This is a genomic window from Streptomyces sp. SAS_270 (assembly GCF_052543295.1).
Map to the genome: position 1 here is coordinate 1 of NZ_JBMNDS010000038.1, position 24528 is coordinate 24528.

Below are 24528 nucleotides of genomic sequence, written 5' to 3' on the forward strand. Positions count from 1 at the left end.
TCCCGCACGGGCCAGTTCCGTGCGGGACGCCCACGCGCTCCCCGTGTCGATGTCTTCATGCAACTCAACAGAGAGGTGAACCGACCATGGGAACGTCAGGACGTCAGGAGCAGCCCGGCCTGCCCGGCCCCGCTCGACCGGGAGGGCTGTCCCGGCGCGGGGTCCTCAAGACAGCGGCGGTCACGGCGGGGGCCGCCGTACTGGGCCTGGCCGGCACGGGAGAGGCCCACGCCGCGGACGCCGTCATGACCGCCACCTCACCGGACGGCAGCAACAGGATCACCGTGTCGCTGGTCGGCGGAGCCCTCTCCTGGTCGGTCAGACGCGCCGGTACGACGGTCGTCGACACCTCGGTGCTCGGACTCGTGATGAGCGACGGCACCACCCTGGGCGCCGCGAACACCGTGATGACCAACTATCAGCACTGGACCCAGGACAGCACCTGGACCCCGGTGTACGGGCGCAACGCGACGATCCGCGACCACTACCAGGAGATGCGCTGGAACCTTCAGGACAGCGGCAGCGGCGTCACCTTCGGCATTCAGATACGCGCCTACGACACCGGAGTCGCGCTCCGCCACACGCTGCTCGGCACGGGCAAGGCCACCCTCTCCGACGAGCTGACCAGCTTTGTCCTCCCCGCCGGCACCCTGGTCCACAGCGCCCGGGACGAGAGCGTGTACACCCCCGTCGCGCCGGACGCGATCCCCTCCACCGGCACCTCCGGCACGGATGTCGGCCCCCTGACCGACATGCCTCTGCTGGTCACCCTGGCCGGCGGGATGCGAGCCTGCATCTGCGAGTCCTCCCGCGTGAACTACCCACGAGCGATGCTCACTTCGGTCTCCGGGCAGAGCAACACCCTCAAGACGTACCTGATGAAGAAGACCGCGCGCGGCAGCGGCACGGTGCAGACCACCTCGACCGTCACCACGCCGTTCACCACGCCCTGGCGGGTCCTCGTCCTCGGATCCTCCGACACCGACCTGGTCGACAACGCCGAACTGGTGCTCAACCTGGCCCCGGCGGACGCCCTGACCGACACGACGTGGATCCGGCCGGGCAAGGTGTTCCGCTGCAACCTGACCACCGCCGCGGGAATCGCCGGCGTGGACTTCGCCGTCGCCCGCAGCCTGGACTACGTCGAGTACGACGCGGGGTGGTACGGCCCGGAGTTCACCACCACCGACGCGACCGCGGCGATAGCGGACATCGACCTGCCCATGGTGATCAACCACGCCACGACGAACGGCATCGGCGTCTTCCTCTACGTCAACCGCCTGGCCCTGACCGACCCCGACACCCTGTTCGCCCTCTACAGGAGCTGGGGCGTGGCCGGCGTCAAGCTCGGCTTCATCAACGACGGCACCCAGACCATGACCAACCAGATCATCGCCTGGGCCAAGACGGCCGCCAAGTACAACCTGCTGATCGACATGCACGACGACGTGCGGCCCTTCGGCTACGAGCGCACCTACCCCAACTGGATCAGCCTGGAGGGCGTCCGGGGCAACGAGAACTTCCCCACCGCCACCCACAACGTGACGCTGCCCTTCGCTCGCAACGTCGGCGGCCCGATGGACTACACCATCTGCTACGGGCAGTCCCGCGACCAGACGACCAACAACCACCAGATGGCGATGGCGGCGGTGTACTACCAGCCGCTCAACTTCCTCTACTGGTACTCCACACCGTCGTCGTACGCCACCACCGCCAACTGGCCCGGGCTGTCGTGGTTCGACGCCGTGCCCACCACCTGGGACGAGAGCACGACCCTCACCGGTTCGATCGGCGAGTACATCGCGGTCGCCCGCCGCAGCGGCACCACCTGGTTCCTCGGGGCGATGACCAACGAGACCGCCCGCACCCTGTCGGTCCCGCTGGACTTCCTCGACAGCGGCGTCAGCTACACCGCCACCGTCTACGCGGACGGCACGCCGGGAACCACCCCGCACGCCACGCCCACGGTGGTCAGCACCCGCACCGTCACCTCCTCGACGACTCTGAGCATGGCGATGACCAGCGCGGGAGGTCAGGCGGTGATCCTCAAGCCGAGCTGACGCCCCGCGCCGGCGCGCCGTCCGGTAATTGACAGGGTACGAACGTACCTCTTAACGTACCCACATTCCAGGAGGACGCCGCCGGCTCGACGAGGAGCACCGATGCAGCACCTTTACGACATAGATGTCCGCGTTCCGATGCGTGACGACGTGGCCCTCGCCGCCAACGTGTGGCGGCCGGCCGAGGGGCAGGCACCGACGCTGCTCGTGCGCCTGCCGTACGGCAAGGACGTCATGATGGGCGTCGGCCATGCACTCATGCCCGACCTCCTGGCCCTGCTGGAGGCCGGTTACGCGCTGGTGGTGCAGGACTGCCGGGGCACCCACCGCTCGGAAGGCGAGTTCGTGCCCCACATGGCCGACCGCAACGACGGCGAGGACACCGTCGCCTGGATCACCGAGCAGCCTTGGTCCGATGGCACGGTGGGCATGTACGGACCGTCCTACCTCGGGATGGTCCAGTGGGAGACCGCCGTGACCGGCGCGGCGGGCCTCAAGGCGATCGCGCCGGCTCTCACCTCGATCGACAACTACGAGGCACCCTGGTACTCACCGGGCGGTGCCCTCTCACTGAGCCTGGTCACCGTGTGGAACGCCATGATGTACGCGGCTGACGCGCAGCGGTCCCTGGCCCGCGGCGAGGACACCTTGTCGCAGCTGCAGGAGCTCGGTCCGGCGGCCCTGTTCCCGGAGCGTCTCAATGAGGTGCTGCCGACGGCGGAGGTGCCGGTGTTGGCGGCGTACGGGAAGTGGTGGGACGACTGGATGGCCCACCCGTCCCACGACGGGTACTGGGACGCCATGGAGCTCACGCCCGAACTCAAGAACGTCACCGTCCCGGCGCTGAACATCGGCGGCTGGTACGACCTCTACATCGGGCAGACCCTGCGCACCTACACCACCGCCCGCCAAAAGGCCGGCACTGCCCAGGCGCGCGAGGGGCAGCGGCTGATCATCGGTCCGTGGGACCACGGCCCCGCCGCGGACGGCGTCTATCGCGACCGCTCCTTCGGCCCGCCGGCCGGCGCCCGGTTGATGGGCCTGTCCGGCCTGCATGTGAAGTTCTACGACCGCTGGCTCCGTGGTGACACCACCGCGCTGGACGGCGTGGCGCCGGTGAAGCTCTTCGTGATGGGCATCGACCAGTGGCGAGACGAGCAGGAGTGGCCGCTGCCCGACACCAGGTGGACCGACTTCCATCTCACGAGCACCGGTCACGCCAACACCGCTGACGGTGACGGCGTGTTGACGATCGAGGCGCCTGCCGACGCCGGGCACGAGACCTATCTCTACGATCCGCGCCGCCCGGTTCCCTCGGCCGGCGGGGCGTCGATGCCGACGACACCGGGATTCTGCGGCCCGGTCGACCAGCGGACGGTTGCCGCCCGCGAGGACGTCCTGTGTTTCGCCACCCCTGTACTGGACGAGGCCGTCGAGGTCACCGGTCCGGTCAGCCTGACCCTGTTCGTCTCCTCGTCGGCGGTGGACACCGACTTCACCGCCAAGCTCGTCGACGTGTTCCCCGACGGCAAGGCGATCAACCTGTGCGACGGGATCCTGCGCGCCCGCTACCGGGGCGGCCTCGCCACGGAAGTACTGATGGAGCCGGGCAAGGTCTACGAGGTCACCGTCGACATGACGGGCACCTCCAACGTGTTCCTTCCCGGTCACCGCATCCGCGTGGACGTCTCCAGCAGCAACTTCCCGCGCTACGACCGCAACACCAACACCGGCGGCGTCATCGCCCGCGAGGGCGAGGAGCAGATGATTCCCGCGGTCAACCACATCCATCACGGCCCGAACCACCCCAGCCGTCTGGTCCTGCCGGTCATCGACCGCAAGGACCAGTCGTGAGCGCCGCCGACCGGGTCGCCGAACTGACCGCGACCTTCACGGCTCCTTCCCTCAATGTGGCCGAGCTGCTGTGCGACCGGCACCCCGCCGACCGCGTCGCGTTCACCGTCGTCGACAGCGACGGCAAGGCTTCCACGCTGTCGTACGGCGAACTCGCCGCGGACTCGCACCGGTACGCGCGGGCCCTGCAAGGGCTCGGCGTCGGTCCCGGTGACAGGGTGGCGACCCTGATGGGCAAGAGCACCGACCTGGTCACCGTCATCCTCGCGATCTGGCGGCTCGGCGCGGTCTACGTCCCGCTGTTCACCGCGTTCGCACCCCAGGCCATCGCCCTGCGTCTGGACGGCGCGGGTGCGCACGTGGTGGTCGTCGACCCCGACCAGCGCCACAAACTCGACCCGGGCCCGGACATGCCGGACGACCCCCAGCGCCGCGTCGTCGTCACCGGAGCCGGCACTTCGCCCGGTGACACGTCGCTGGCCGACCTCGTCACGGCGGCATCGCCCAAGCCTGTGCCCGCCGTCACCACGAGCGGGGACGGCCCGCTGGTGCACATGTTCACCTCCGGCACCACCGGCAAGCCCAAGGGGGTCATCCATCCCGTCTCCTACATCGCCGGATGGCAGATCTACCTCGAGTACGGCCTCGGCGTCACCCCGGACAGCAGCTACTGGTGCGCCGCCGACCCCGGCTGGGCCTACGGGCTGTACGCCGCGATCGTCGCCCCGATGGCCGCCGGCATCCCCAGCCTGCTGTTGTCCGGCGGGTTCTCCGCCGAGACGACCTGGCGCACCCTCGTCGACCACCAGGTCACCGACTTCACCGTCGCCCCCACTGTGTACCGGGGACTGCGCTCCTCGTCGGCGCCGGTGCCACAAGGCCTGCGGCTGGAGCGCGCGTCCAGCGCGGGCGAGCCCTTGACCCCCGAGGTCAACGAGTGGGCCGGCGCCGCGCTCGGCCTGGCCGTGCACGATCACTTCGGCCAGACCGAACTCGGCATGCCCCTGGCCAACCACCACCACAGCGAACTCGCACGTCCGCTCAAGACGGGATCGATGGGCCGGCCGGTGCCCGGCTGGAGCCTCACCGTCCTGGCCGACGAGAAGGACGAGGTCGCCGGACCAGGCGTGCTCGGCCGGGTCGCGATCGACGTAGCGGCAAGCCGGCTCATGACCTTCCGCAGCTACCAGGTCCCCGGGCAGAGCGACGCCAAGTTCACCCTCGACGGCCGCTGGTACCTCACGGGCGACGCCGGGCGCATCGACGCCGACGGCGACTTCTTCTTCTCCTCCCGCGACGACGACGTCATCATCATGGCCGGCTACCGGATCGGGCCGTTCGAGATCGAGAGCGTCCTCGCCCAGCATCCCGCTGTCGCCGAGTGCAGCGTGATCGGCGCACCCGACGACGTCCGCGGCGAGGTCATCGAGGCGTACGTCGTCCTCCGCGACGGCGGCGACGGCTCGCCCGAACTGGCCACCGAGCTCCAGCAGTTGGTCAAGACGCGCTACGCCGCCCACGCCTACCCACGCACCATCCACTTCATCGACGCCCTGCCCAAGACGCCCAGCGGCAAGACCCAGCGCTACCTGCTGCGCAAACGCCGACGCACCGAACTCACCACCGCCCCGGAGTCACCTTGACCGGCTTGGAACCCCTACTCGTCGAGCAACGCGGCCCCGTCCGTTGGCTGTTGCTCAACCGCCCCGAGCGGCGCAACGCCCTCGACGTCACCCTCGTCGAAGCCCTGGACAAACAGATCACCAGCGCCGAGGCCGACCCCGACACTGCGGTCATCGCGGTGGCGGGCAGGGGACCGAGTTTCTGTGCCGGCGGGGACTTCCACCAGTTCCTGGAGCTGCACGACGCGGGCCACAATCCGGTCGACTTCCTAGCCGACGTGTCGGCCTGCTTCAGCCGTATCGCGGCCAGCCCGAAACCCTGGGTCGCCGTGCTGCACGGTCACGCAGTCGCCGGGGGCCTCGAACTCGCGCTGGCCTGCGATGTCGTCGTAGCAGCCGACACCACGCTCATCGGCGACGGTCACCTCAACCGGCGCCTGGTACCGGCGGGCGGGTCGAGCGTCCGGCTGCCCGACGCGGTCGGACGGGGCCTGTCCCGCTGGCTCCTGCTGACCGGCGAACTGCTGCCCGCGCCCGCTTTCGAGAACACGGGCTGGATCCGCGCGATCGTGCCAGAGGACGACCTCGACGCCACCGCCACCCGTATATGCGAGCAGTTGGCCGACCGGCACAGCCCCGCGCAGCAACACCTCAAAACGCTGCTGCACCGGATCGACGGCGTCGCCCCCGAGCAGGCCCTGCGCGAGGAACTGGCCACCTTCGCCGACAACTGGTCGGCGAGCTCGGTGGCCGACGCCCTGCGGGCCTTCCTGACTCCCCCCACCACGAAGGCGGACAACAAGTGAATCGCTACCAGGGACGCGTCGTTGCCATCACAGGGGCCGCACAAGGGCTCGGCCTCGCCATGGCGACCCGGTTCGCCGCGGAGGGCGCCACCGTCGCGCTGGCCGACGTCAACGAACAGGCCCTCACCGACGCAGCCGGGACCCTCACCGACGCCCACGACGCGAAACTCCGCACCGATGTGGTGGACGTGACCGACTCGGCCCAGGTCAATGCCTGGATCGACGGCGTCACAGCCGGTCTCGGCCGCCTCGACGTACTGGTCAACAACGCCGGCATCATCCGCGACAACCGCGTCGAGGACATCACCGACGACGACTGGCACGCCGTCATCGACGTCAGCCTCACCGGGGGCTTCCACTGCGCCCGTGCCGCGTTCGCCCCCATGAAACGCCAGGGCTACGGACGCATCGTCAGCTTCTCCTCCATGTCCTGGCGCGGGAACTTCGGCCAGACCAACTACGTGGCCGCCAAGGCCGGCATCGTCGGCATGACCCGCACCCTGGCACTTGAGGGCGCCCGCCACGGCATCACCGCCAACGCCATCGCCCCCGGCCTCATCGAGACCCCCATGCTCGCCTCCATGAACGGCCCGGCACGCGACAAGCTCACGAACAAGATCCCCATGCGCCACACCGGCAGGCCCGAGGACATCGCCGAAGCCGCGGCGTTCCTCGCCAGTGAGGCCGCCGGTTACATCACCGGCGTCGTCCTGGACGTGGACGGCGGCATCTCCATCGGATCCTCGATCCGGTAACGCCGCCTCGACGGTCACGCGGTGACGGTGGACCCGCCGTCCGGAACCGCCCCGGCCCAGTCGGCCATGGCGTCGAGGACCTGGCGCAGTCCTTCGCCGAGCGGGGTGAGTTGGTACTCGACCCGGGGAGGGATCTCCGCGTAGGCGGTTCGGACGACGATGCCGTGCCTCTCGAACTGGCGAAGTCTGCTGGTCAGAGTGTGCGGGCTGATGCCGGGCAGGGCGTTGCGCAGCTCTGTGAAGCGGTGGGGTCCCCGGAGGAGTTCGCGCACGATGAGGGTGGCCCACGGCCCGTCGAGCAGCGTGATGAACCGGGCGACGCCGCACTCCGGGAGGCTGGATTCAGCAGACATTTTTCGATCGTAGCCCATTAGTGCAGTTGATGTAACCGGTGCATCGTATGCACTAATGGCTCCATGACCTACATGATCCATGGCGCCACCGGCGCCCAGGGCGCCCCCGTCGTCGCAGCCCTCGCCGCCGCGGGCAAGCCCGTGACCGCCCTCACCCGCAACGCGGACACTGTCGTGGACGGCGCCCGCGTGCTGGCCGTCGACTACTCCTCCACCGCGGACCTGACCCGCGCCTACCGTGGCGCGGAGGGAGTGTTCGTCCACCTGCCGGTGGCCCCGGAGGAGGACCGCCTGGCCTTCGCGCACAACACCGTGGCCGCCATCCGTGAGGCCCGGCCTGCCCGCGTGGTCTTCTCCACCAGCGGCGGCCTCGTGAGCACCGATCGCGACTCCGCCGAGAGCGCCGTCTCGGTGCTTGCCGCCGGACTGGCGGACAGCGGCGTCTCCCACGCGGTGATCGAGCCCCGGTTCTACCTGGAGAACCTGCTCCTGCCGAACGTGATCGCGGGCGTCCGCGAGGAGGACGTGTTGCGCTACTCGCTGCCCAGCGGCTTCCGCGCCTCGTGGGCTTCACACCTGGACATCGCCGACGCCGCCACCGTGCTGCTCGAACGCACGGACATCACCGGTGTCGTGTCCGTCGGCCAGTACCCGGCGATCAGCGGAGAGGACCTGGCCGAGGCGTACAGCACTCGGCTCGGGCGGACCGTGACCTACGAGGCGACCGACCCCCACGCCTTCTTCGCGCCGCTCGCACCCATGATGGGCGAGCAGGCCACCGCCGCCATCGCAGACATGTACCGAGCCGTCAGCACGCAGCCGGACCACTCGATCACAGCCGAGCGCTCCGCCCAGAAGCTCCTTGGCGTGACACCCCGGACCCCGAGCCAGTGGCTGGCCGGAGTCGATCTCTGACCCGGATCGGCGACGCAGGTCGGGCGCGATCGAGGGGGTCGGCGACGCCGTCCTCCGCGGTACCTTCGGCGGTACCCTGGTACCCATTCGTCCTGGTCCGGCCTTCCGGCCGGCCAGGACGACCATCCGCCGCTGGGCGGAGACGCTCATGGGAGACTGCTGCGGTGACGGCCCAAACTGACTCGCGCGACCGACGCCCGCGCCGAACGGCACGTAAGCGGGTCGTCGACACTCGTCGGCGGGACGAGCTGCTGCGCCAGGCCGAGGCGATCATCCTGGCCGAAGGCTTCACCGCGGTGACCATGGACGAGCTTGCCCAGCGACTGGGATGCTCCAAGGCGACGCTGTACAGCCTGGCCTCCACCAAGGAACAGCTGGTGCTGGCGGTCACCCGCACCTTCTTCCGGGATGCGACCGCCGAGATCGAGCAGGCCGTCCAGGCCGAGCCCGACCCCAGGCAGCGCATCCGGGTCTACCTCGCCGGCGTCGGCACCGCCATGCGCCGGCATTCCCACGCTTTCTACGACGACATGGTCGGCTACGAACCGACCGCACAGATCTACCGCAAGAATTCCGCCGCCGCGGCGCACCGGGTCCACGAACTGATCGAGGAGGGCGTGCGGGCCGGCGTCTTCCGCGCGCTCAACGGGCACTTCGCCGCCCAGGTCGTGGCGGTGACCATCGACGCCGTCCAGTCGGGTGCCCTTCTGGAGAGCACCGGCCTGACCGCCGGCGACGCCTTCTCCGAGCTCGGGGACCTCCTGCTGGACGGGCTCAGTGCCGGGCAGGCCGCATCCGAACCTTCTCCCTGAACTGTCCGCCCGCCCAGGAACCAGGTCTCGGCACCGACATGGACGACTTGGCGCCTCAGCGAACTCGGCCGCCCTTCCCCAACCCGGACGGTGTCGACGACGGAGTCGTTTACAACTTCCCCGTCCTGAAGTCCGCGCTGCTCTTGAGGATCGCCGAGTCCATGCTCCAGTTCTCCGGCTGGACCCTCTCCCAGAGACTTCCCTTGCCGAGTTCCCTGCCCAACTGGTCCTCTCGACGGAACCACTCCTCGGCACTTCGGATCCTGTTGGGGTGGATTTCGTCGAGGAGAGCGTAGTCCCTGGTGATGATCCCGTGCTTCCACACATTCCAGAAGCCGGTGAAATTGTCACGGAAACTCATGCTGCTCTTGTCGTTGGGGTCGGCGTTGTAGCCGGCAGGTTGATCGGCGATCCCTGTCAGGTCCGGACTGTTCCAATATGCTTCCAGATCAGTGTCGATGTACTGCGCCGGGTGCCCCGTGACCTTCTCGAACGCTGCGGCCATGTCGGCATAGGTCATGTGCTCGATGGCGACTTCGAGGTCCATGCCATTCGCCCGCTCCGGGTGGTCGAAGAGCCAACGGACATAGAATCCGCAATCCTCCAGAGCCACGTGCGGTACGGCTCCCTCACCGAGCGGGACTCGCCACGTCACGACGCCGTCCTCGATGGTGGGCGTCATAGGTGTGAGCGGCGAGATCGCCATCTCGATGTAGGGCCCCGAGGTGAAGACCGCTGCTCCCATCCGGTCCCTGTTCCCTTCGTTCTGGAACAGTACCCATTCGGCCATGCGGCCTTTCCCGTCATAGTGGCCGGTGCGGAACCTGGAGTCGTAGCCTGATTTCTTGAGGGCGTAGTCGAGGTTTCCGTAGACGAAGAACTTGATTCCTTCTTCGATCGCCAGCTCATAACTGCGGATGGCCCAGTAGGTCTCCGTCTTCTCGCCGGTGTTGAACCCGTCGATGTTGATGAACGCCCCGTCGCAGCCGCGAAACCCTTCACGCAGAACGTCCTCGTCAGCGAATGACCCTTCGAGGATGGAGACGTTGCCGAGCGCGAGAAGAGCCTGGGCCCGTGGGGAGCCGGCATCCCGCGTGAGGACCTTGACGGAGTACTTCTTGTCGGCGACGAGAGCACGTACAACAGGCATCCCCTGGGCCCCTGTGCCGCCGATGACGAAGATGGTGGAGGTGGCATGAGCAGTCATGTTTTTGACCCCAAATCAGAAACCGATCGGTTTCCACTACGGTACACCGATCGGTTTCCAGGCGGCAAGCGCCCAGGCGTCCGGATCTTCAGGAGCTTCTCGAAGTGGCGTCGGTACCCCTCGGGGCTTGCGTCGCGATCAAGACGGCTGTCCAATGCTGAAGATGACTGCCGCTGATGCGCGCGGCTCCAGGGCCTCCGGGACCGGAGACACCGCGAACCCCCTTGAGGCCCTCTCGCTCGACCAGCTCCGTCGGCGCAGGAGCATGAAATGGCGCACGCACCCGGCGGACGTCCTGCCCCTTTGGGTGGCGGAGATGGACGTACCACTCGCGCCCCCGGTGGCCGACGCGCTGCGCGAGGCCATCGACATGGGCGACACCGGCTACCCCGCGGGCACCGAATTCGCCGAGTCGCTCGCGGGTTTCGCCTCGCGGCGCTGGAACTGGGAAGGGGTGGCGATCGACCGCGCAGCCGTGATCCCGGACGTGATGATGGGCGCGGTCCAGGTGCTGCGACTGATCACCGATCCCGGCGACCCGGTCGTCGTCAACTCCCCCGTCTACGCGCCCTTCTACGCCTTCCTCACCCATGACGACCGCCGGATCGTCGAGGCGCCGCTCGGGGATGACCTGCGGATCGACCCGGCGGGCATCGAGGAGACGTTCCGGCGTCTCCGGGAGGAGAGCGGCAAGGGCAAGATCGCCTGTCTCCTCAGCAACCCGCACAACCCCACCGGCACGGTTCACACCTTCGAAGAGCTGGCCGCCGTCGCGGAGTCGGCCCGCCGGTACGGAGTCCGCGTCGTCGCCGACGAGATCCACGCTCCGCTCGTCCTGCCGGGCGCAGAATTCACGCCCTACCTGAGCGTGCCCGGATCCGAGGACGCCTTCTCGCTCATGTCGGCGACCAAAGGCTGGAACCTCGCCGGGATCAAGGCCGCGCTCGCCCTCGCGGGCCCCGAGGCGGCCGGCGATCTGCGCCGGATGCCCGAGGAGGTCCACCACGGCGCCAGCTTCCTGGGCGTCGTCGCCCACACGGCGGCCTACCACCACGGCGACAAGTGGCTCGACGCGTTGCTGGCAGGACTCGACGCGAACCGGAACCTGCTCGGCGAGCTCGTCGCCGAGCACCTGCCCGGGATCGGATACGCCAGACCGGAGGGAACCTATCTGGCCTGGCTCGACTGCCGCTCCCTCGGCCTCGCGTCGGAAGAAGGCAGCACCGACCTCGCGGTCGTCACCGACCTGGCCGGCCCCGCGAAACTGTTCCTCGAACAGGCCCGGGTCGCAGTGTCCTCAGGGCACATCTTCGGCACGGGAGGAGCAGGACACGTCCGCCTGAACTTCGCCACCTCCCGGTCCGTCCTCACCGAGGCCGTCACCCGCATGGGACACGCCGCCGCTCTCCACACGCGCTGACCGGACCAGTAACCCCCGTCCGTCCGGGTTCATCAGGGAACCACGCCCTCGTCGTTGAAGAAACCGCCGCGCGGGCCGTGCATGCTGACCGACAAGGCGCAGCCCGCCAGATGCTTTCCGTTCCCTGTGCGTTCAATCCGTGTGCCCTGCACGGGACTTGTGGGGTCCCTATGGTCCATGGGGTTCCGAAAGAAGGGGCTCATGGACAGACCGCTCGCCATCAAAAGCCGCGGGACGACGAAGAGTTTCGGCAACGTTGTCGCCCTCGACGGCGTCGACCTCGACGTCGCGGAAGGACAGATCCACGGCCTCATCGGACCGAACGGCGCCGGCAAGACGACGCTGCTCGGCCTGCTGCTCGGCCTGGCGGCCGCCGACAGCGGCAGCCTGGAAATCCTGGGGTCGCCGGTCCGCCGGGCGCTCTCCGCCCCCGAAGGGGTCGCCGGGTTCGTCGACGGGCCCGGTCTGTACCCCTCGCTCACCGCCCGGCAGAACCTCGCGGCCCTCGCCGCACTGCAGGGCCGTGACGCGGGAACCTCGCGGATCGACGACGTACTGGACCAGGTCGGGCTCACGGATGTCGCCGAGGACCGGGCGCGCGGCTTCTCCCTCGGCATGCGGCAGCGCCTCGGGCTCGCCGCGGCGCTGCTCACCGAGCCCAGACTGCTGGTCCTCGACGAGCCCTCCAACGGCCTCGACCCGGCGGGCACCCGGCACGTGCACCGGGTCCTCACCCGGCTCGCCGCGAACGGTACCGCTGTCGTGCTGTCCAGCCACCGCATGGACGACGTCGAGGCACTGTGCTCAGAGGTCACCATCCTCGCCACCGGCCGGGTCGTCTTCTCCGGACCGCTGAGCAAACTGGCCGCCGAGAACAGCGAACTCGACTACCGGCTGCGGACATCGGACCCCGATGCGGCACACCTCCTCGCCACCGCGGCAGACGGGATACACCTCGTCGAGGGCCTCGGACCGCGGCACGACCCGGAGGTACTCGTCGTACGCGCCCTCGTGCCCGCCCTCGACGAACTGGTGACGCGGCTGGTGCGCGCGGGCATCGCGCTGCGCGAACTCGCCCCGGTGGTATCGCCGCTGGAGGCGGCGTTCCTCGCCCTGACAGAGCAGCAGGAGGCCGGCCGATGACCGCGACACTCACCGGCACCCCCACCGCGGCCGCCGCCCGGCGCGTCCCGGTGGCCCGCAGCCTCCGCTTCGAGCTGGTCAAGCTGGTCTCGCAGTGGCGGATCCGCCTGCTGGTCCTGATCTGCTGGATTGCTCCCGCCGTCTTCGTGATCGCTGTGGGACAACAGAGCACTTTGCCCACCGACACGCTCTTCGGACGCTGGATGCACGCCACCGGATGGGCCGGGCCACTGGTGACGCTCGGGTTCGGCGGATCGTGGGCGCTGCCCCTGGCCACCTCGGTCGTCGCCGGTGATGTGTTCGCCGCCGAGGACCGCCTCGGCACCTGGCGTCATCTGCTGGTGGCGGTGCGCTCGCCGCGGCGGATCTTCGCGGCGAAGGCGCTGGCCAGTCTCGGCGTGATCCTGGTCCTGGTGGCCGGGCTGGTCGTCTCCAGCACCGTCGGCGGACTGATCGCGGTCGGCAATCATCCTCTGGTCGGGCTCGACGGCCACACGCTGGCGCCGTCCGACGCCGCCGCGAAAGTGCTGCTCGCCTGGGTCTGCGCCCTCGCCCCGACGCTGGCCCTGTCCGCCATCGGGCTGCTCGGATCCGTGGCGCTCGGCCGCTCCCCCATGGGTCTGCTCCTGCCCGCGCTCGTCGCGCTCGCCATGCAGCTCGGGCAGATGCTGCCGCTGCCGGTCGTCGTGCGCCTCGCGCTGCCCGGCTATGCCTTCATCTCCTGGAACGGCCTGTTCACCAGCCCCACCCAGCTGGGCCCGCTGCTCACCGGCATCGTCGTCAGTCTGGTCTGGGCCGTCGCTGCGACGGCGCTCGCCTATCTCCTCTTCGTACGACGTGACTTCACCAACCCGGCCGATGACGCCATGGGGCGGCGCGCGCTGCTCGTCGGAGCACTGCCGCTCCTGGGGCTCGGCGTCGTGACCGTCGCGGTCCTCACCATGGCGAGCCCGGCCACAGGCTCCGGCATCACCCAGGACAAGGTGCAGCGGTCGGTCGCCACGGCCTTCGCCCATCTCTACCGCACCCAGACCGGCCAACTCCACCGACCGGCGGTCACCGAGGCGCAGCTGAAGGCCACGGCGGCGTGCACCAAGGCCGGCGTGGCCGACGACGCCGAGGGTTCCGGCAACGACTGGCGCTGTGTCGTGTCCTGGCACCTCCCCGACGTCGAGGCCATCGGCCAGGCCGTCTACCAGCTCGACGTCACCGCAGACGGGCGGTACGTCGCCGACGGCGACGGGCCGAAGGAAGTGAACGGCTACTTCCTGGTGCGCACCCCCAACGGGGACGTGCCGAACCCGCTTTGGCAGTTCGACGGCAACGTCGAGCTGCTCTCCGCCACCTCGAAGGGATGACTCCATGCAGGTAACACGCCGCCGAAGGCGCGTCGAGGAAGCCCGCTTCGGCGCCCTCGCGCGACGCCTCGGCCGACGGAGACCTCTGACCACGGCGGGCATCACCGCACTGGCCCTCGCGCTCGCCGGCACGGCCTTCGCCTCGACCCGGCAGTTCGGCTACGACCAGGTGGGCCAGGTCACCCGGCACGGCCAGGTGGTGTCGAGCGACCAGTACATAGCGCCGTACGGTGACCGGCTCACCATCGACAACGGCAAGATCATGTCGTCGTCGGTGAGTCCGGACGGCAGCCACCTCGCCGCCTCCCTCACCGACGGCGGTCTCGCGATGGCCGTCGTCGACCTGAAGACCTGGAAGGTGCAGCAGCGCATCGGCAACAACGCCGCCGCCGATCTGCGCATCAGCGGCAACGACGTGGGGCAGGAAGGCCCGACGTACTCGCCGGACGGCACGCAGCTGTGGCTCGGCCAGACCGACGGCTACACCCGGTTCACGGTGAACGCCGACGGCAGTGTCGCGAACCCGGTGGCCGTCAGGATCCCCGCGGACGGACCCAAGCACGCGCTGGTGGGCGAACCGGTGTTCTCGCCCGACGGCTCCACCGTGTACGCCGCGGTCAACGGGCAGAACCGGGTGGTCGCGCTCGACGCGGCAACCGGCGCGATCAAGCAGAGCTGGGCTGTGGGCAACGCCCCGCGCGACATGGTCGCAGTCGGCTCCAAGCTCTACGTGAGCAACGAGGGCGGCCGCACCGCGCTGCCTGGCGACACCACCATCAACTCGTACAACACGCAGGTGCCGGCCGACCCGGCGACCGCGGCCACCACGACGGGCACGGTCAGCGTCATCGACACGGCCGATGCGTCCGCGGACGTCGCGAGCGTCTCCGTAGGACTGCACCCGACCGCCCTGTACGCGAAGAACGGCGCCGTGTTCGTCACGAACACCGCCACCAACGACGTCTCGGTCATCGACACCCACAAGGACGAAGTCGTCCAGACGATCTCCACCAAGCCGTGGCCCGAGGCATCGGTCGGCTACGAGCCCGACGCCGTGACGCTCACGCAGGACGGACATCTGCTGGTCACCCTCGGCCGCGCCAACGCGGTCGCCGTCTACCGGTACACCAGCCCGCAGGAGCCGGTCGGTTACGTCGGCCTGCTGCCGACCGACTACTTCCCCGCGGAGATCGCCACCGCGGGCAACGAGGTCGTCGTCTCCAACACCCGTGGCATCGACGCCCGTCGGGCGACCACCAAGGCCGGTCACGGCACCCACGACACGACGTCGAGCCTGACCCACTTCACCCTGCCCAGTGACCAGGTCATCAAGTCCCGGACGTCCAAGGTCTTCCAGCAGAACGGCTGGACCCGTGGCGCCGTCGAGACAGCCAAAAGCCACAACCACGCAAAGCCGGTGCCCGTGCCCGCACGGCTCGGCGACCCGTCGACGATCAAGCACGTCTTTCTGATCGTCAAGGAGAACAGGACCTACGACCAGGTCTTCGGCGACGTCGAGAAGGGCAACGGCGACCCGACGCTCGCCGAGTTCGGCGAGAACGTGACGCCGAACCAGCACGCGTTGGCGAACCAGTTCGGGCTGTACGACAACACGTACGACATCGGCACGAACTCCGCCGAGGGCCACAACTGGCTGATGCAGGCCGACAACCCGGAGTACACCGAGTCCTCGGCCGGCGAGTACGCGCGCAGTTACGACACCGAGGACGACGCGCTGGGCCACCAGCGGACCGGGTTCCTGTGGACCGGCGCGCAGGCGGCCGGCAAGTCGGTGCGCGACTTCGGTGAGTTCCAGCAGTTCCTGACCAAGCCGGCCGACGCCAGCTGGCAGAACCTCTACTGCGACGCCAAGAACATGCGCTCCAGCGGGCAGGACACCGCCTTCAACCTGGTGTCGTCCTCGCCGATCCCGTCGCTCAACTCCGTGTCGGTGCCCGGCTTCGCGAAGTTCGACACGAGCGTCCCGGACATCTACCGGACCGAGATCTGGAAGCGGGACTTCGAGCAGCACGGTCCGGCGGGCCTCAACATGTTCTGGCTCTCCAGCGATCACACGGGCGGTCCGGCCAACTCGCCCGCCCAGGTCGCGGACAACGACCTGGCGACAGGCCGGATCATCGACACCATCTCGCACAGCAAGTACTGGAAGGACTCCGCCGTCTTCGTGGTGGAGGACGACTCCCAGGCGGGGCTCGACCACGTCGACGGCCACCGTGCGCCGATCCAGATCATCAGCCCCTGGGCCAGGCACGGCACGGTCGACAGCCACTACTACACGCAGATCACGATGATCCGCACCATCGAGCAGATCCTCGGGGTTCACCCGATGAACCAGAAGGACAGCGCGGCCACCCCGATGACGGCGGCCTTCACCAAGAAGGCGGACCCCACGCCGTTCACCGCGCTGCCCAACAGGACACCGCTGACCGACGGCCTCAAGACCCCGCCGTCCTGTGGCCTGGACACCCCCGCACCGCAGAACCCGAAGGCGGCGGCCGTACCGTCGACCACCGTCCCCGCGGACCGGCGACAGCTCGCGGGCGAATGGGACAGCTGGAAGTCCAAGCAGCACCTGACCGGCCCGAATGCCAAGCCCGACTTCGCCAACCCGGCGCAGATGAACCACTTCACGTGGTACGAGACGCACGGGTGGAAAACGCCGTACCCGGGCGAGAAGAAGATCTACGCGCCCAAGGACGTGCCGGGCGCGTTCCTCCCGTCCTCGGAGAACGACGGCTGACCCTGTGACAGCCGAGGTGGCGTGACCGCCCCCACCCCAGAGCCCCTGCCCGGTGACCTTCACCGGGCAGGGGCTCTGCAAGCGCCCTCCCGCTCATCCCCGGTACCGGTGTCACATCCGCGGGCCCGCTGGTGTCTTCATGCCGAACGAGCCGAACAGGCCGGCACAGGCAGACTTTCGAGGAGAACACCATGGCGCTCCGCGTCCCGAAGGCCGAGCTCCCTTCCGAGCTCAGGGAAAACATGATCAAGATGCTGGGTACCGTGCCCGAACCCGAGGAGGTGCTGGCGCACAACCCCAAGGTCGCCGCGGCCAGCCGGGAGTTCTCGAACGGAGTGGCCACCTGGGATGCGGCCGACGCGAGCCTCAAGACGTTCGCGCACATGGCCGTCGCCGCGCAGATCGGCTGCAGCTGGTGCCTGGACATCAACTACTTTCTCGCCCAGAACCACAACCTGGACCTCGCCAAGGCGAGCCAGGTGCCGCGCTGGAAGGAGTCGGAGGTGTTCACGCCGCTGGAGCGGGACGTGCTGGCGTACGCCGAGGCCATGACGAACACGCCGCCGACCGTGACCGACGAGCTGTACGCGGGCCTGCTCGACCGGCTCGGCCCGGCGGCGCTGGTCGAGCTCACCGTGTTCATCGGTTTCGCCAACTTCGCGGCCAGGTGCAACACCGCGCACGGGATCACGTCACAGGGCTTCTCCGATGCCTGCGCGATTCCGCTGGCCCCGCGCCCGCAGGCTTTTGGCACAGCGGCGACGGCATGAGTGACGATCCGTTCGTCACCCATCGCAGCCTGCTGTTCACGGTCGCCTACGAGATGCTCGGGTCGGCGGCCGACGCGGAGGACGTACTGCAGGAGTCCTGGCTGCGGTGGGCCGACGTCGACCGTGCGCAGGTGCGTGATCCACGGGCGTACCTGGTCCGGGTGGTCACCCGGCAAGCGCTCAACCGTCTGCGGACGTTGTCGCGCAGCCGCGAGGACTACGTGGGCGAATGGCTGCCGGAACCCCTGCTGACCAGCCCTGATGTCGCCGAGGACGTGGAACTCGCGGAGAGTGTCTCGATCGCGATGCTGACCGTCCTGGAAACGCTCGCACCGACGGAGCGGGCGGTGTTCGTGCTCCGCGAGGTCTTCGAGGTGCCGTACGACGAGATCGCCGAGGCCGTCGGCAAGTCCGCGGCCGCCGTGCGGCAGATCGCGCGGCGTGCCCGCGAGCATGTCGCGGCCCGGCAGCCGCGGGTGCGGGTGAGCCGGTCGGAGCAGCAGGCCGTGGTGGAACGGTTCCTGCTAGCGCTGCGCAACGGGCAGTTGCTGGAGTTGATGGAGGTCCTGGCGCCGGATGTGGTCCTGGTCGCCGACGGCGGCGGGCTCGCGGCCGCCGCTCCGACCCCGGTCCACGGGGCCGAGCTGGTGGCGGCGTTGCTCGCGCGCGCCGACCGGGCCGCGTTCGAGACGACGGCCCTGTGGCTCAACGGCGCGCCTGCGGGGCGGATCGAGCGCGACGGCCGGCAGGCCGCGGTGAGCCTTGTGGTGGAGAACGGGCGGGTCACCCGGATCTACGCGACGGCCAATCCACGGAAGCTGACACGACTGGACGAACCGACCGAGTTCGCTCGATAGGTACGTTCCGCCCGGAGGCTACTTCACCACCGTCGACCAGTCGGGCGACTGCGCGGGGTCGAGACTGCGCAGTCGCTCCCGTACCTGCGGTGTCTGCGCGTCCAGCCAGTCGGCCAGTTCACGGAAGGAGACGCAACGGACCTCCTTCTTGACGCACACCGTCTTGATGACGTCGTCGATGGCCTTCATGTAGATGCCGCCGTTCCAGTCCTCGAAGTGGTTGCCGATGAACAGCGGTGCCCGGCTGCCGTAGTACACCCGGTTGAAGCCGGCGAGGTAGGAGGCGGTGGTCTCCTGCTGCCACGTGGGGTACTGGGAGGCGTCGCCCTCGGTCTCGCCGTTGGACTGGTTGTAGAGGAAGTTGAAGTCCATGGACAGTCCCTGGTACTTGCCGCCCTCGTAGGGGAGCAGCTCCAGCGGGAAGTCCCAGATGCCATTCTTCTTGGTGGGCCAAATCTGGAAGTCGCCCGTGGAGCTGGCGTCGTAGCGCCAGCCGAGCTTCTTGATCGCGGGGAGCAGGGTCTTCTGCCCTTCCAGGCAGGGCGCACGGCCGCCGACGATCTCCCGCTTCGCGTCGAACGGCAGCGGCGGCAGGTCCTTGTCGCCGGTGTTGGTCTTCCAGTTCTGCACGAACGAGTAGAACTGGCTGATCTCGCTCTTCCACTCCTCGGTGCTCCAGTCACCGCCGCCCTTGGCGCCGCAGAAGTGACCGTTGAAGTGGGAGCCGATCTCGTTGCCGTCCTTCCACGCCTTGCCGAGCTGCTCCAGGGTGGTGCGTATGTGCTCGTCGGTGGCGTAGCTGATCGCCGCGTCGCCCGGCTTGTGCTGCGGCCCCTCGTACAGCGTCTTCTTGTCCTTCGGCAGCAGGTAGATGCCGGTGAGGAAGAACGTCATGTGCGCGTCGTACTTCTTCGCCAACTCCCGGTAGTGGGAGAAGAGATGGTCGTCGCCCTCCAGCGCGCCGTCCCAGGAGAAGACGACGAACTGGGGCGGCTTCTCCCCCGGCTTGAGCCGCACCGGCTTCAGCTGCCCCTTCGGGGGTCCGGTGTACGACGTGGAGCCGTCGCCGATCACCTTCGTCTTGCCGTCCCAGGCCGGCTCGTTCTTCGTCCCGGCGCTTGCGTCGCCGGAGCGCTTGCCGCCGGCCGACGCGGTCGAGGACGTGTCGTCGGTGCCGCCCAGCGCCAGATAGGCGGCCGCGAGGGAGGCGACGACGAGGAGGACCGCCATGGTCAGGATCCCCGGGCGGGCGGTCAGGCGGGCAGTCGTCAAAGGGGCGCGGCGGCGGCGTCGGCGACCGGCTTTCGATGTCATGGGAGGCACATTCTGCGAGGAGGGGAGTGCGAGGAGTCAAGGGGCGCGGAGCACCGGGTCCCGGTCGGTGGCGTCAGCGGAGCGGACTCATGGCCTTCGACCAGATGTCGTAGGGGACGGTCGTGGCGGGCGTTCCGGCCATCCCCTTCAGCGGCAGCGGTTCCAGGCTCTTGGTCAGATCCATCCGGTAGACGACGACCGCGGTGGACACGGAGCGGTGCGTACCGACGTACCAGCCGGCGGTGTCCTTCGGGGTGGTGCCGCCCTTCCCGGCCACCTTCGCGGACGCGCTCGCGTCGGTGGGGTGCTGCGTCCGGAAGGAGTCCGTGAGCGCCTCGGTGACCTGGGTGGCCACCTCGGCGCGCATGGCGCGGCGGGGTTTGGGGGTGTCCAGGGCGACGGCGGAGCCGTTGCGGGTGACGCGGCGCACGGAGTACGGCTCGGTGTGCGTGCCCGCGGCGGCGAAGGTGGCGTAGGAGCTGGCCATCCGTATCGCGCTGGGCGTCGAGCTGCCCATGGACAGGGCGGGCACCTGCGGCCCGATGCTGGACGGCAGCAGGCCCGCGGCCTCGGCGGTCCTGCGCACCTTGTCCAGGCCGGCGTCCATGCCGAGCTGCATGAACGGGGTGTTCACGGACTCCGCGAGCGCCTTGCCGAGGCTGATGGTGCCCCAGGACTTGCCGCCGTCGTTGTGGGCGGCGACCTTCTTGCCGCTGCGGTCCCAGTAGGGCCCCTCCGGCGTGGTGACCGGGACGCCGTCGTCCCCGTTGTAGAGGGACTGCGGGGTGACGGTGGTCGCCGCGCCGCCGCGCTCCTTGTGGGCGCCGAATTCCAGGCCGGCGGCGTAGACGAGCGGGAGGAACGCCGTGCCGGCCGGGACGGTGGCGGCGTTGGACTCGTTGAAGCCCTGCTTACGGTGGTCCGGTCCGCCGTAGACGGCGAGTATGCGGCCGTCGGAGGCCACCGAGGCGCCGCCGTAGTGCGCGGACTTGGCCTTGGTCTTGTCGTCCTTCTGCGCCTTCGCGCGGGCCTTGGTCACGGCGTCGGTGAGCGCCTCCTCCCGTCGTTTGTCGAAGGTGGTGTAGATCTGGTAGCCGCCCAGGTCGAACTGCTGGTCCGAGATGTTTCCGGCCTTCTTGGCGTAGGTGGCGGCGAGTTCCACCAGGTAGTCGCTCTGGTGGCCGGTGTCGTTGGTCTGCGACTGCTTGACCGGCTCGGGGAACTGCGTGTACTTGGCGCGCTCGGTGGCCGACAGCTTGCCGGTCTTGACCATGCGGTCGAGGATCCACTTCCAGCGCTCCACGGCCCGCGCGTGGTTGGCCTGGCTGAGGGTGGGGTCGTAAAGGCCCGCGCCCTTCAGCAGGGAGGCGAGGAAGGCGGCCTCGCTGACGTTGAGCTTGCTGACGTCCTTGCCGTAGTAGGCCTGCGCGGCCCGTTGGATGCCGTAGGTGCCGCGTCCGAACCAGCTCGTGTTGAGGTAGCCCTCCAGGATGCGGTCCTTGCTCATGTGCTCGTCGAGCTTGATGGCGATCATGGCCTCGGTGAACTTGCGGCTCACCGAGCGGTTCTGGTTGAGGTAGACGTTCTTGACGTACTGCTGGGTGATGGTGGAGCCGCCCTGCGTGTCGCCCTCGCCCACGGTGCGCCACAGGGCCCGCGTGAGGCCCTTCACGGAGATGCCGGGGTCGGAGTAGAAGCTCTCGTTCTCCGCCGCCAGGACCGCGTAGCGCACGTCCTTGGGTATGTCCTTCAGCGGCATCGCCTGGCGCCGCACCCAGCCGGTGCGGGCCATGGGTGTCCCGTCGGCGTAGAAGTACACGTTGTCCTGCTGGGTGGCGTACGTGTTCAGGTTGTCCGGGATATCCGTCATGGCGTACGCGAGGGTCAACAGGCAGCCGACCAGGCCCAGCGAGGCGACCCAGGCGCCGAGCCACTGGCGCCAGGAGGGGACCCAGCGCCGCCAGCCGGTGCGGCCCGGGCGTGGGTACTGAGGCCGGAGGCGGCGGGCGAAGGGCGCGGCCCGCCGGGCGAGGGTGACGAGTTGCTCGGTGAGCGGCGCGAGCCGCTCAACTATCCGGCCCAGGGCGGGCGGCAGCTCGGTCTTGCGGCGCGGCCCGCGCCGCGATCCGGCCGCCCGGTCGCCCTGCCGGGGCGAAGCAGCGCCCGCCTCCGTGCTCGCGGCGCCGCGGCCGAGGCCGCGCAGACGGCGGTGCCAGGGCTGCTTCGGGGCCGCGCGGCGACGGCGCGAGCCGGGTCCTGCCTCCGGCTCAGCCATGCCGCACATCCGAACGTGCGTCACCTATGGGACGGGTGAGGCTGAACGCCCCCCTTGATTGGCATGCCCACGTCACGGCCGCGTCTCCCTCCGCACTTACACCTGACCAGCGCGGATTGACGCAGCGGCCGCACAAGCGACCGCGAGCCCCCCTGACCTCTTGATCGGGCGTTCCCCCCACCCGAGCTATTGGTACATCGCGCCCTTCGTAAATTATCAGTGGTCACTGTGAAGATTCCGATCGGGAACCAATCACGAGCGATCAGATCCTTTGCGCCGCCTCCGCAGGGTGCTTCTCGAACTGGGTACGGTACAGCTCCGCGTAGCGTCCGCCGGCGGCGAGCAGCTCCTCGTGCGTGCCCCGTTCCACGATCTGCCCTGCCTCCACGACGAGGATCGCATCCGCCGCCCGCACGGTCGACAAGCGGTGTGCGATCACCACGGCGGTCCGGCCCTCCAACGCCTCGGCGAGCGCCTCCTGGACGGCCGCCTCCGAGGTGTTGTCCAGGTGGGCGGTGGCCTCGTCGAGGATGACGACGCGCTGGCGGGCCAGCAGCAGGCGGGCGATGGTCATGCGCTGGCGCTCGCCGCCGGAGAGCCGGTAGCCGCGTTCGCCGACCACGGTGTCGAGGCCGTCGGGCAGGGAGTGGACGAGGTCCTCCAACCGGGCCCGGCGCAGCACGTCCCACAGCTCGTCCTCGGTCGCCGCCGGCCGGGCCAGCAGCAGGTTCTCCCGCACCGAGTCGTGGAACAGGTGCCCGTCCTGGGTGACCATGCCGAGGGTCTCGCGCATCGAGTCGGCGCTCAGGTCACGCACGTCGACCCCGCCGATGCGGACGGTGCCCTCGTCGGTGTCGTACAGCCGGGGCAGCAGCTGGGCGATGGTCGACTTGCCCGCGCCGGAGGAGCCGACGAGCGCGACGGTCTGGCCGGGTTCGGCGCGGAAGGAGACCCCGTGCAGGACCTCGGCGCCGCCGCGGGTGTCGAGGGCGGCGACCTCCTCCAGCGAGGCGAGGGAGACCTTGTCTGCGGAGGGGTAGGCGAAGCGGACGTCGTCGAACTCCACGGCCGCCGGACCTTCCGGCACCTTGCGCGCGTCCGGCTTCTCATCGATGAGCGGCTTGAGGTCGAGCACCTCGAAGACGCGCTCGAAGCTGACGAGGGCACTCATGACCTCCACGCGAGCCCCGGCGAGCGAGGTGAGCGGCGCGTACAGGCGGGTCAGCAGCAGCGCCAGGGAGACGACCGCGCCGGGCTCCAGGGTGCCGCGCAGCGCGAACCAGCCGCCGAGACCGTAGACGAGCGCGAGCGCCAGAGCCGACACCAGCGTCAGCGCCGTGATGAACGCCGACTGCGCCATCGCCGTCCGTACGCCGATGTCCCGCACCCGCCGGGCGCGCGCCGCGAACTCGACCGACTCCTGCTCGGGCCGCCCGAACAGCTTGACCAGCGTGGCGCCGGGCGCGGAGAACCGCTCGGTCATCCGGGTGCCCATCGAGGCGTTGAGGTCCGCCGCCTCGCGCTGGAGCTTCGCCATCCGGCTGCCCATCCGCCGGGCGGGGATCACGAACACCGGCAGCAGGACGAGCGCGAGCAGGGTGATCTGCCAGGACAGGGTGAGCATCACGGCCAGCGTGAGCAGCAGCGTCACCACATTGCTGACCACTCCCGACAGGGTGTTGCTGAAGGCGCGCTGGGCTCCGATGACGTCATTGTTGAGACGACTGACGAGCGCGCCCGTACGGGTACGTGTGAAAAACGCGACCGGCATGCGCTGCACATGATCGAACACAGCCGTCCGAAGATCCAGGATGAGTCCTTCGCCCAGCGTCGACGACAGCCATCGGCTGAGGATCCCGAACGCCGCCTCGGCGAGCGCGATCACGGCGATGAGCACGGCAAAGCGGATGACGGTGCCCTCGTCGCCGTGGGACACGATCGTGTCGACGACGTGCCCCGCGAGCACCGGCGTCGCGACGGCGAGAAGCGCGGTCACCACGCTGAGCAGCACGAACTGTCCGATACGGCGGCGGTGCGGGCGGGCGAAGGCGGCGATGCGGCGCAGCGTCGCGGGGTCGAAGGGGCGGCGTTCCTGCTGCGCGTTCATGACGCTGTGCAGCTGGGTCCAGGCGGTGGTCTCCATGCTCATGGGAGAGACGTTAAGACCTCAAGCTTCGTTGAGGTCAACGAAAGCCGGCAGAAACCCGCACACACAGGGGTTCCGGCAGCCGCCGCGCATCCGGCGA

General features: G+C 69.1%; 18 protein-coding genes. 13 read left to right on the top strand and 5 right to left on the bottom strand.

What is annotated here, in order from left to right; all coding sequences use genetic code 11:
• The first annotated feature begins 86 nt into the window (after window positions 1-86).
• The 5 genes from ACN6LB_RS24070 to ACN6LB_RS24090 all read left to right on the top strand — a co-directional run bounded on the left by ACN6LB_RS24070 (window position 87) and on the right by ACN6LB_RS24090 (window position 7097).
• Window positions 87-2060: a glycoside hydrolase family 97 catalytic domain-containing protein gene (locus ACN6LB_RS24070; RefSeq protein ID WP_445027729.1), complete on the top strand. Its 1974-nt coding sequence runs from the start codon at window positions 87-89 to the stop codon at window positions 2058-2060.
• A 102-nt stretch (window positions 2061-2162) separates the two neighbouring features.
• Window positions 2163-3914, top strand: a complete 1752-nt coding sequence (locus tag ACN6LB_RS24075; RefSeq protein WP_445027730.1) for a CocE/NonD family hydrolase — start codon at window positions 2163-2165, stop codon at window positions 3912-3914.
• The gene (locus tag ACN6LB_RS24080; RefSeq protein WP_445027731.1) at window positions 3911-5557 is read left to right on the top strand and encodes an AMP-binding protein; all 1647 of its coding nucleotides are present in this window, start codon (window positions 3911-3913) and stop codon (window positions 5555-5557) included. The genes ACN6LB_RS24075 and ACN6LB_RS24080 overlap by 4 nt, the downstream gene beginning before the upstream one ends.
• Window positions 5558-5562: 5 nt before the next feature.
• The gene (locus ACN6LB_RS24085; protein WP_445027732.1) at window positions 5563-6342 is read left to right on the top strand and encodes an enoyl-CoA hydratase/isomerase family protein; all 780 of its coding nucleotides are present in this window, start codon (window positions 5563-5565) and stop codon (window positions 6340-6342) included.
• Window positions 6339-7097, top strand: coding sequence for an SDR family oxidoreductase (locus ACN6LB_RS24090; RefSeq protein WP_445027733.1), 759 nt, complete (start codon window positions 6339-6341; stop codon window positions 7095-7097). The genes ACN6LB_RS24085 and ACN6LB_RS24090 overlap by 4 nt, the downstream gene beginning before the upstream one ends.
• A gap of 14 nt (window positions 7098-7111) precedes the next feature.
• Here the strand turns inward: ACN6LB_RS24090 and ACN6LB_RS24095 are convergent, their stop codons facing one another.
• A complete protein-coding gene (locus ACN6LB_RS24095) occupies window positions 7112-7450 on the bottom strand; it encodes a winged helix-turn-helix transcriptional regulator (protein WP_445027734.1) in 339 nt (112 codons plus the stop codon).
• Between the two features lie 63 nt (window positions 7451-7513).
• Here ACN6LB_RS24095 and ACN6LB_RS24100 point away from each other — a divergent pair, with 63 nt between their 5' ends.
• Together ACN6LB_RS24100 and ACN6LB_RS24105 are read left to right on the top strand one after the other, a co-directional pair.
• Window positions 7514-8365, top strand: a complete 852-nt coding sequence (locus ACN6LB_RS24100) for an NmrA family NAD(P)-binding protein (protein WP_445027735.1) — start codon at window positions 7514-7516, stop codon at window positions 8363-8365.
• 164 nt (window positions 8366-8529) lie between these two features.
• The gene (locus ACN6LB_RS24105; RefSeq protein WP_445027736.1) at window positions 8530-9177 is read left to right on the top strand and encodes a TetR/AcrR family transcriptional regulator; all 648 of its coding nucleotides are present in this window, start codon (window positions 8530-8532) and stop codon (window positions 9175-9177) included.
• Between the two features lie 109 nt (window positions 9178-9286).
• Here ACN6LB_RS24105 and ACN6LB_RS24110 read toward each other — a convergent pair whose 3' ends face one another.
• Window positions 9287-10384, bottom strand: coding sequence for an NmrA family NAD(P)-binding protein (locus ACN6LB_RS24110; protein WP_445027737.1), 1098 nt, complete (start codon window positions 10382-10384; stop codon window positions 9287-9289).
• 163 nt (window positions 10385-10547) lie between these two features.
• Between ACN6LB_RS24110 and ACN6LB_RS24115 the strand changes: the two genes are divergently transcribed.
• The 6 genes from ACN6LB_RS24115 to ACN6LB_RS24140 all read left to right on the top strand — a co-directional run bounded on the left by ACN6LB_RS24115 (window position 10548) and on the right by ACN6LB_RS24140 (window position 18693).
• The gene (locus ACN6LB_RS24115; RefSeq protein ID WP_445027738.1) at window positions 10548-11804 is read left to right on the top strand and encodes a MalY/PatB family protein; all 1257 of its coding nucleotides are present in this window, start codon (window positions 10548-10550) and stop codon (window positions 11802-11804) included.
• Between the two features lie 201 nt (window positions 11805-12005).
• Window positions 12006-12947: an ABC transporter ATP-binding protein gene (locus ACN6LB_RS24120; RefSeq protein ID WP_445027739.1), complete on the top strand. Its 942-nt coding sequence runs from the start codon at window positions 12006-12008 to the stop codon at window positions 12945-12947.
• Window positions 12944-14305: an ABC transporter permease gene (locus tag ACN6LB_RS24125; protein ID WP_445027740.1), complete on the top strand. Its 1362-nt coding sequence runs from the start codon at window positions 12944-12946 to the stop codon at window positions 14303-14305. The genes ACN6LB_RS24120 and ACN6LB_RS24125 overlap by 4 nt, the downstream gene beginning before the upstream one ends.
• 4 nt (window positions 14306-14309) lie before the next feature.
• Complete coding sequence (locus tag ACN6LB_RS24130) at window positions 14310-17066, top strand: alkaline phosphatase family protein (protein ID WP_445027741.1); 2757 nt, start codon at window positions 14310-14312, stop codon at window positions 17064-17066.
• A 191-nt stretch (window positions 17067-17257) separates the two neighbouring features.
• Complete coding sequence (locus ACN6LB_RS24135) at window positions 17258-17836, top strand: carboxymuconolactone decarboxylase family protein (protein WP_445027742.1); 579 nt, start codon at window positions 17258-17260, stop codon at window positions 17834-17836.
• On the top strand, window positions 17833-18693 hold the full coding sequence (locus ACN6LB_RS24140) for an RNA polymerase sigma-70 factor (protein ID WP_445027743.1): 861 nt from the start codon (window positions 17833-17835) through the stop codon (window positions 18691-18693). Before ACN6LB_RS24135 ends, ACN6LB_RS24140 begins: the two co-directional genes overlap by 4 nt.
• Window positions 18694-18711: 18 nt before the next feature.
• Here ACN6LB_RS24140 and ACN6LB_RS24145 read toward each other — a convergent pair whose 3' ends face one another.
• The 3 genes from ACN6LB_RS24145 to ACN6LB_RS24155 all read right to left on the bottom strand — a co-directional run bounded on the left by ACN6LB_RS24145 (window position 18712) and on the right by ACN6LB_RS24155 (window position 24425).
• The gene (locus ACN6LB_RS24145) at window positions 18712-20007 is read right to left on the bottom strand and encodes a hypothetical protein (protein WP_445027744.1); all 1296 of its coding nucleotides are present in this window, start codon (window positions 20005-20007) and stop codon (window positions 18712-18714) included.
• Window positions 20008-20080: 73 nt separating this feature from the next.
• Window positions 20081-22282, bottom strand: a complete 2202-nt coding sequence (locus tag ACN6LB_RS24150; protein ID WP_445027745.1) for a transglycosylase domain-containing protein — start codon at window positions 22280-22282, stop codon at window positions 20081-20083.
• 262 nt (window positions 22283-22544) lie between these two features.
• Window positions 22545-24425, bottom strand: coding sequence for an ABC transporter ATP-binding protein (locus tag ACN6LB_RS24155; protein ID WP_445027783.1), 1881 nt, complete (start codon window positions 24423-24425; stop codon window positions 22545-22547).
• Window positions 24426-24528: the final 103 nt, after the last annotated feature.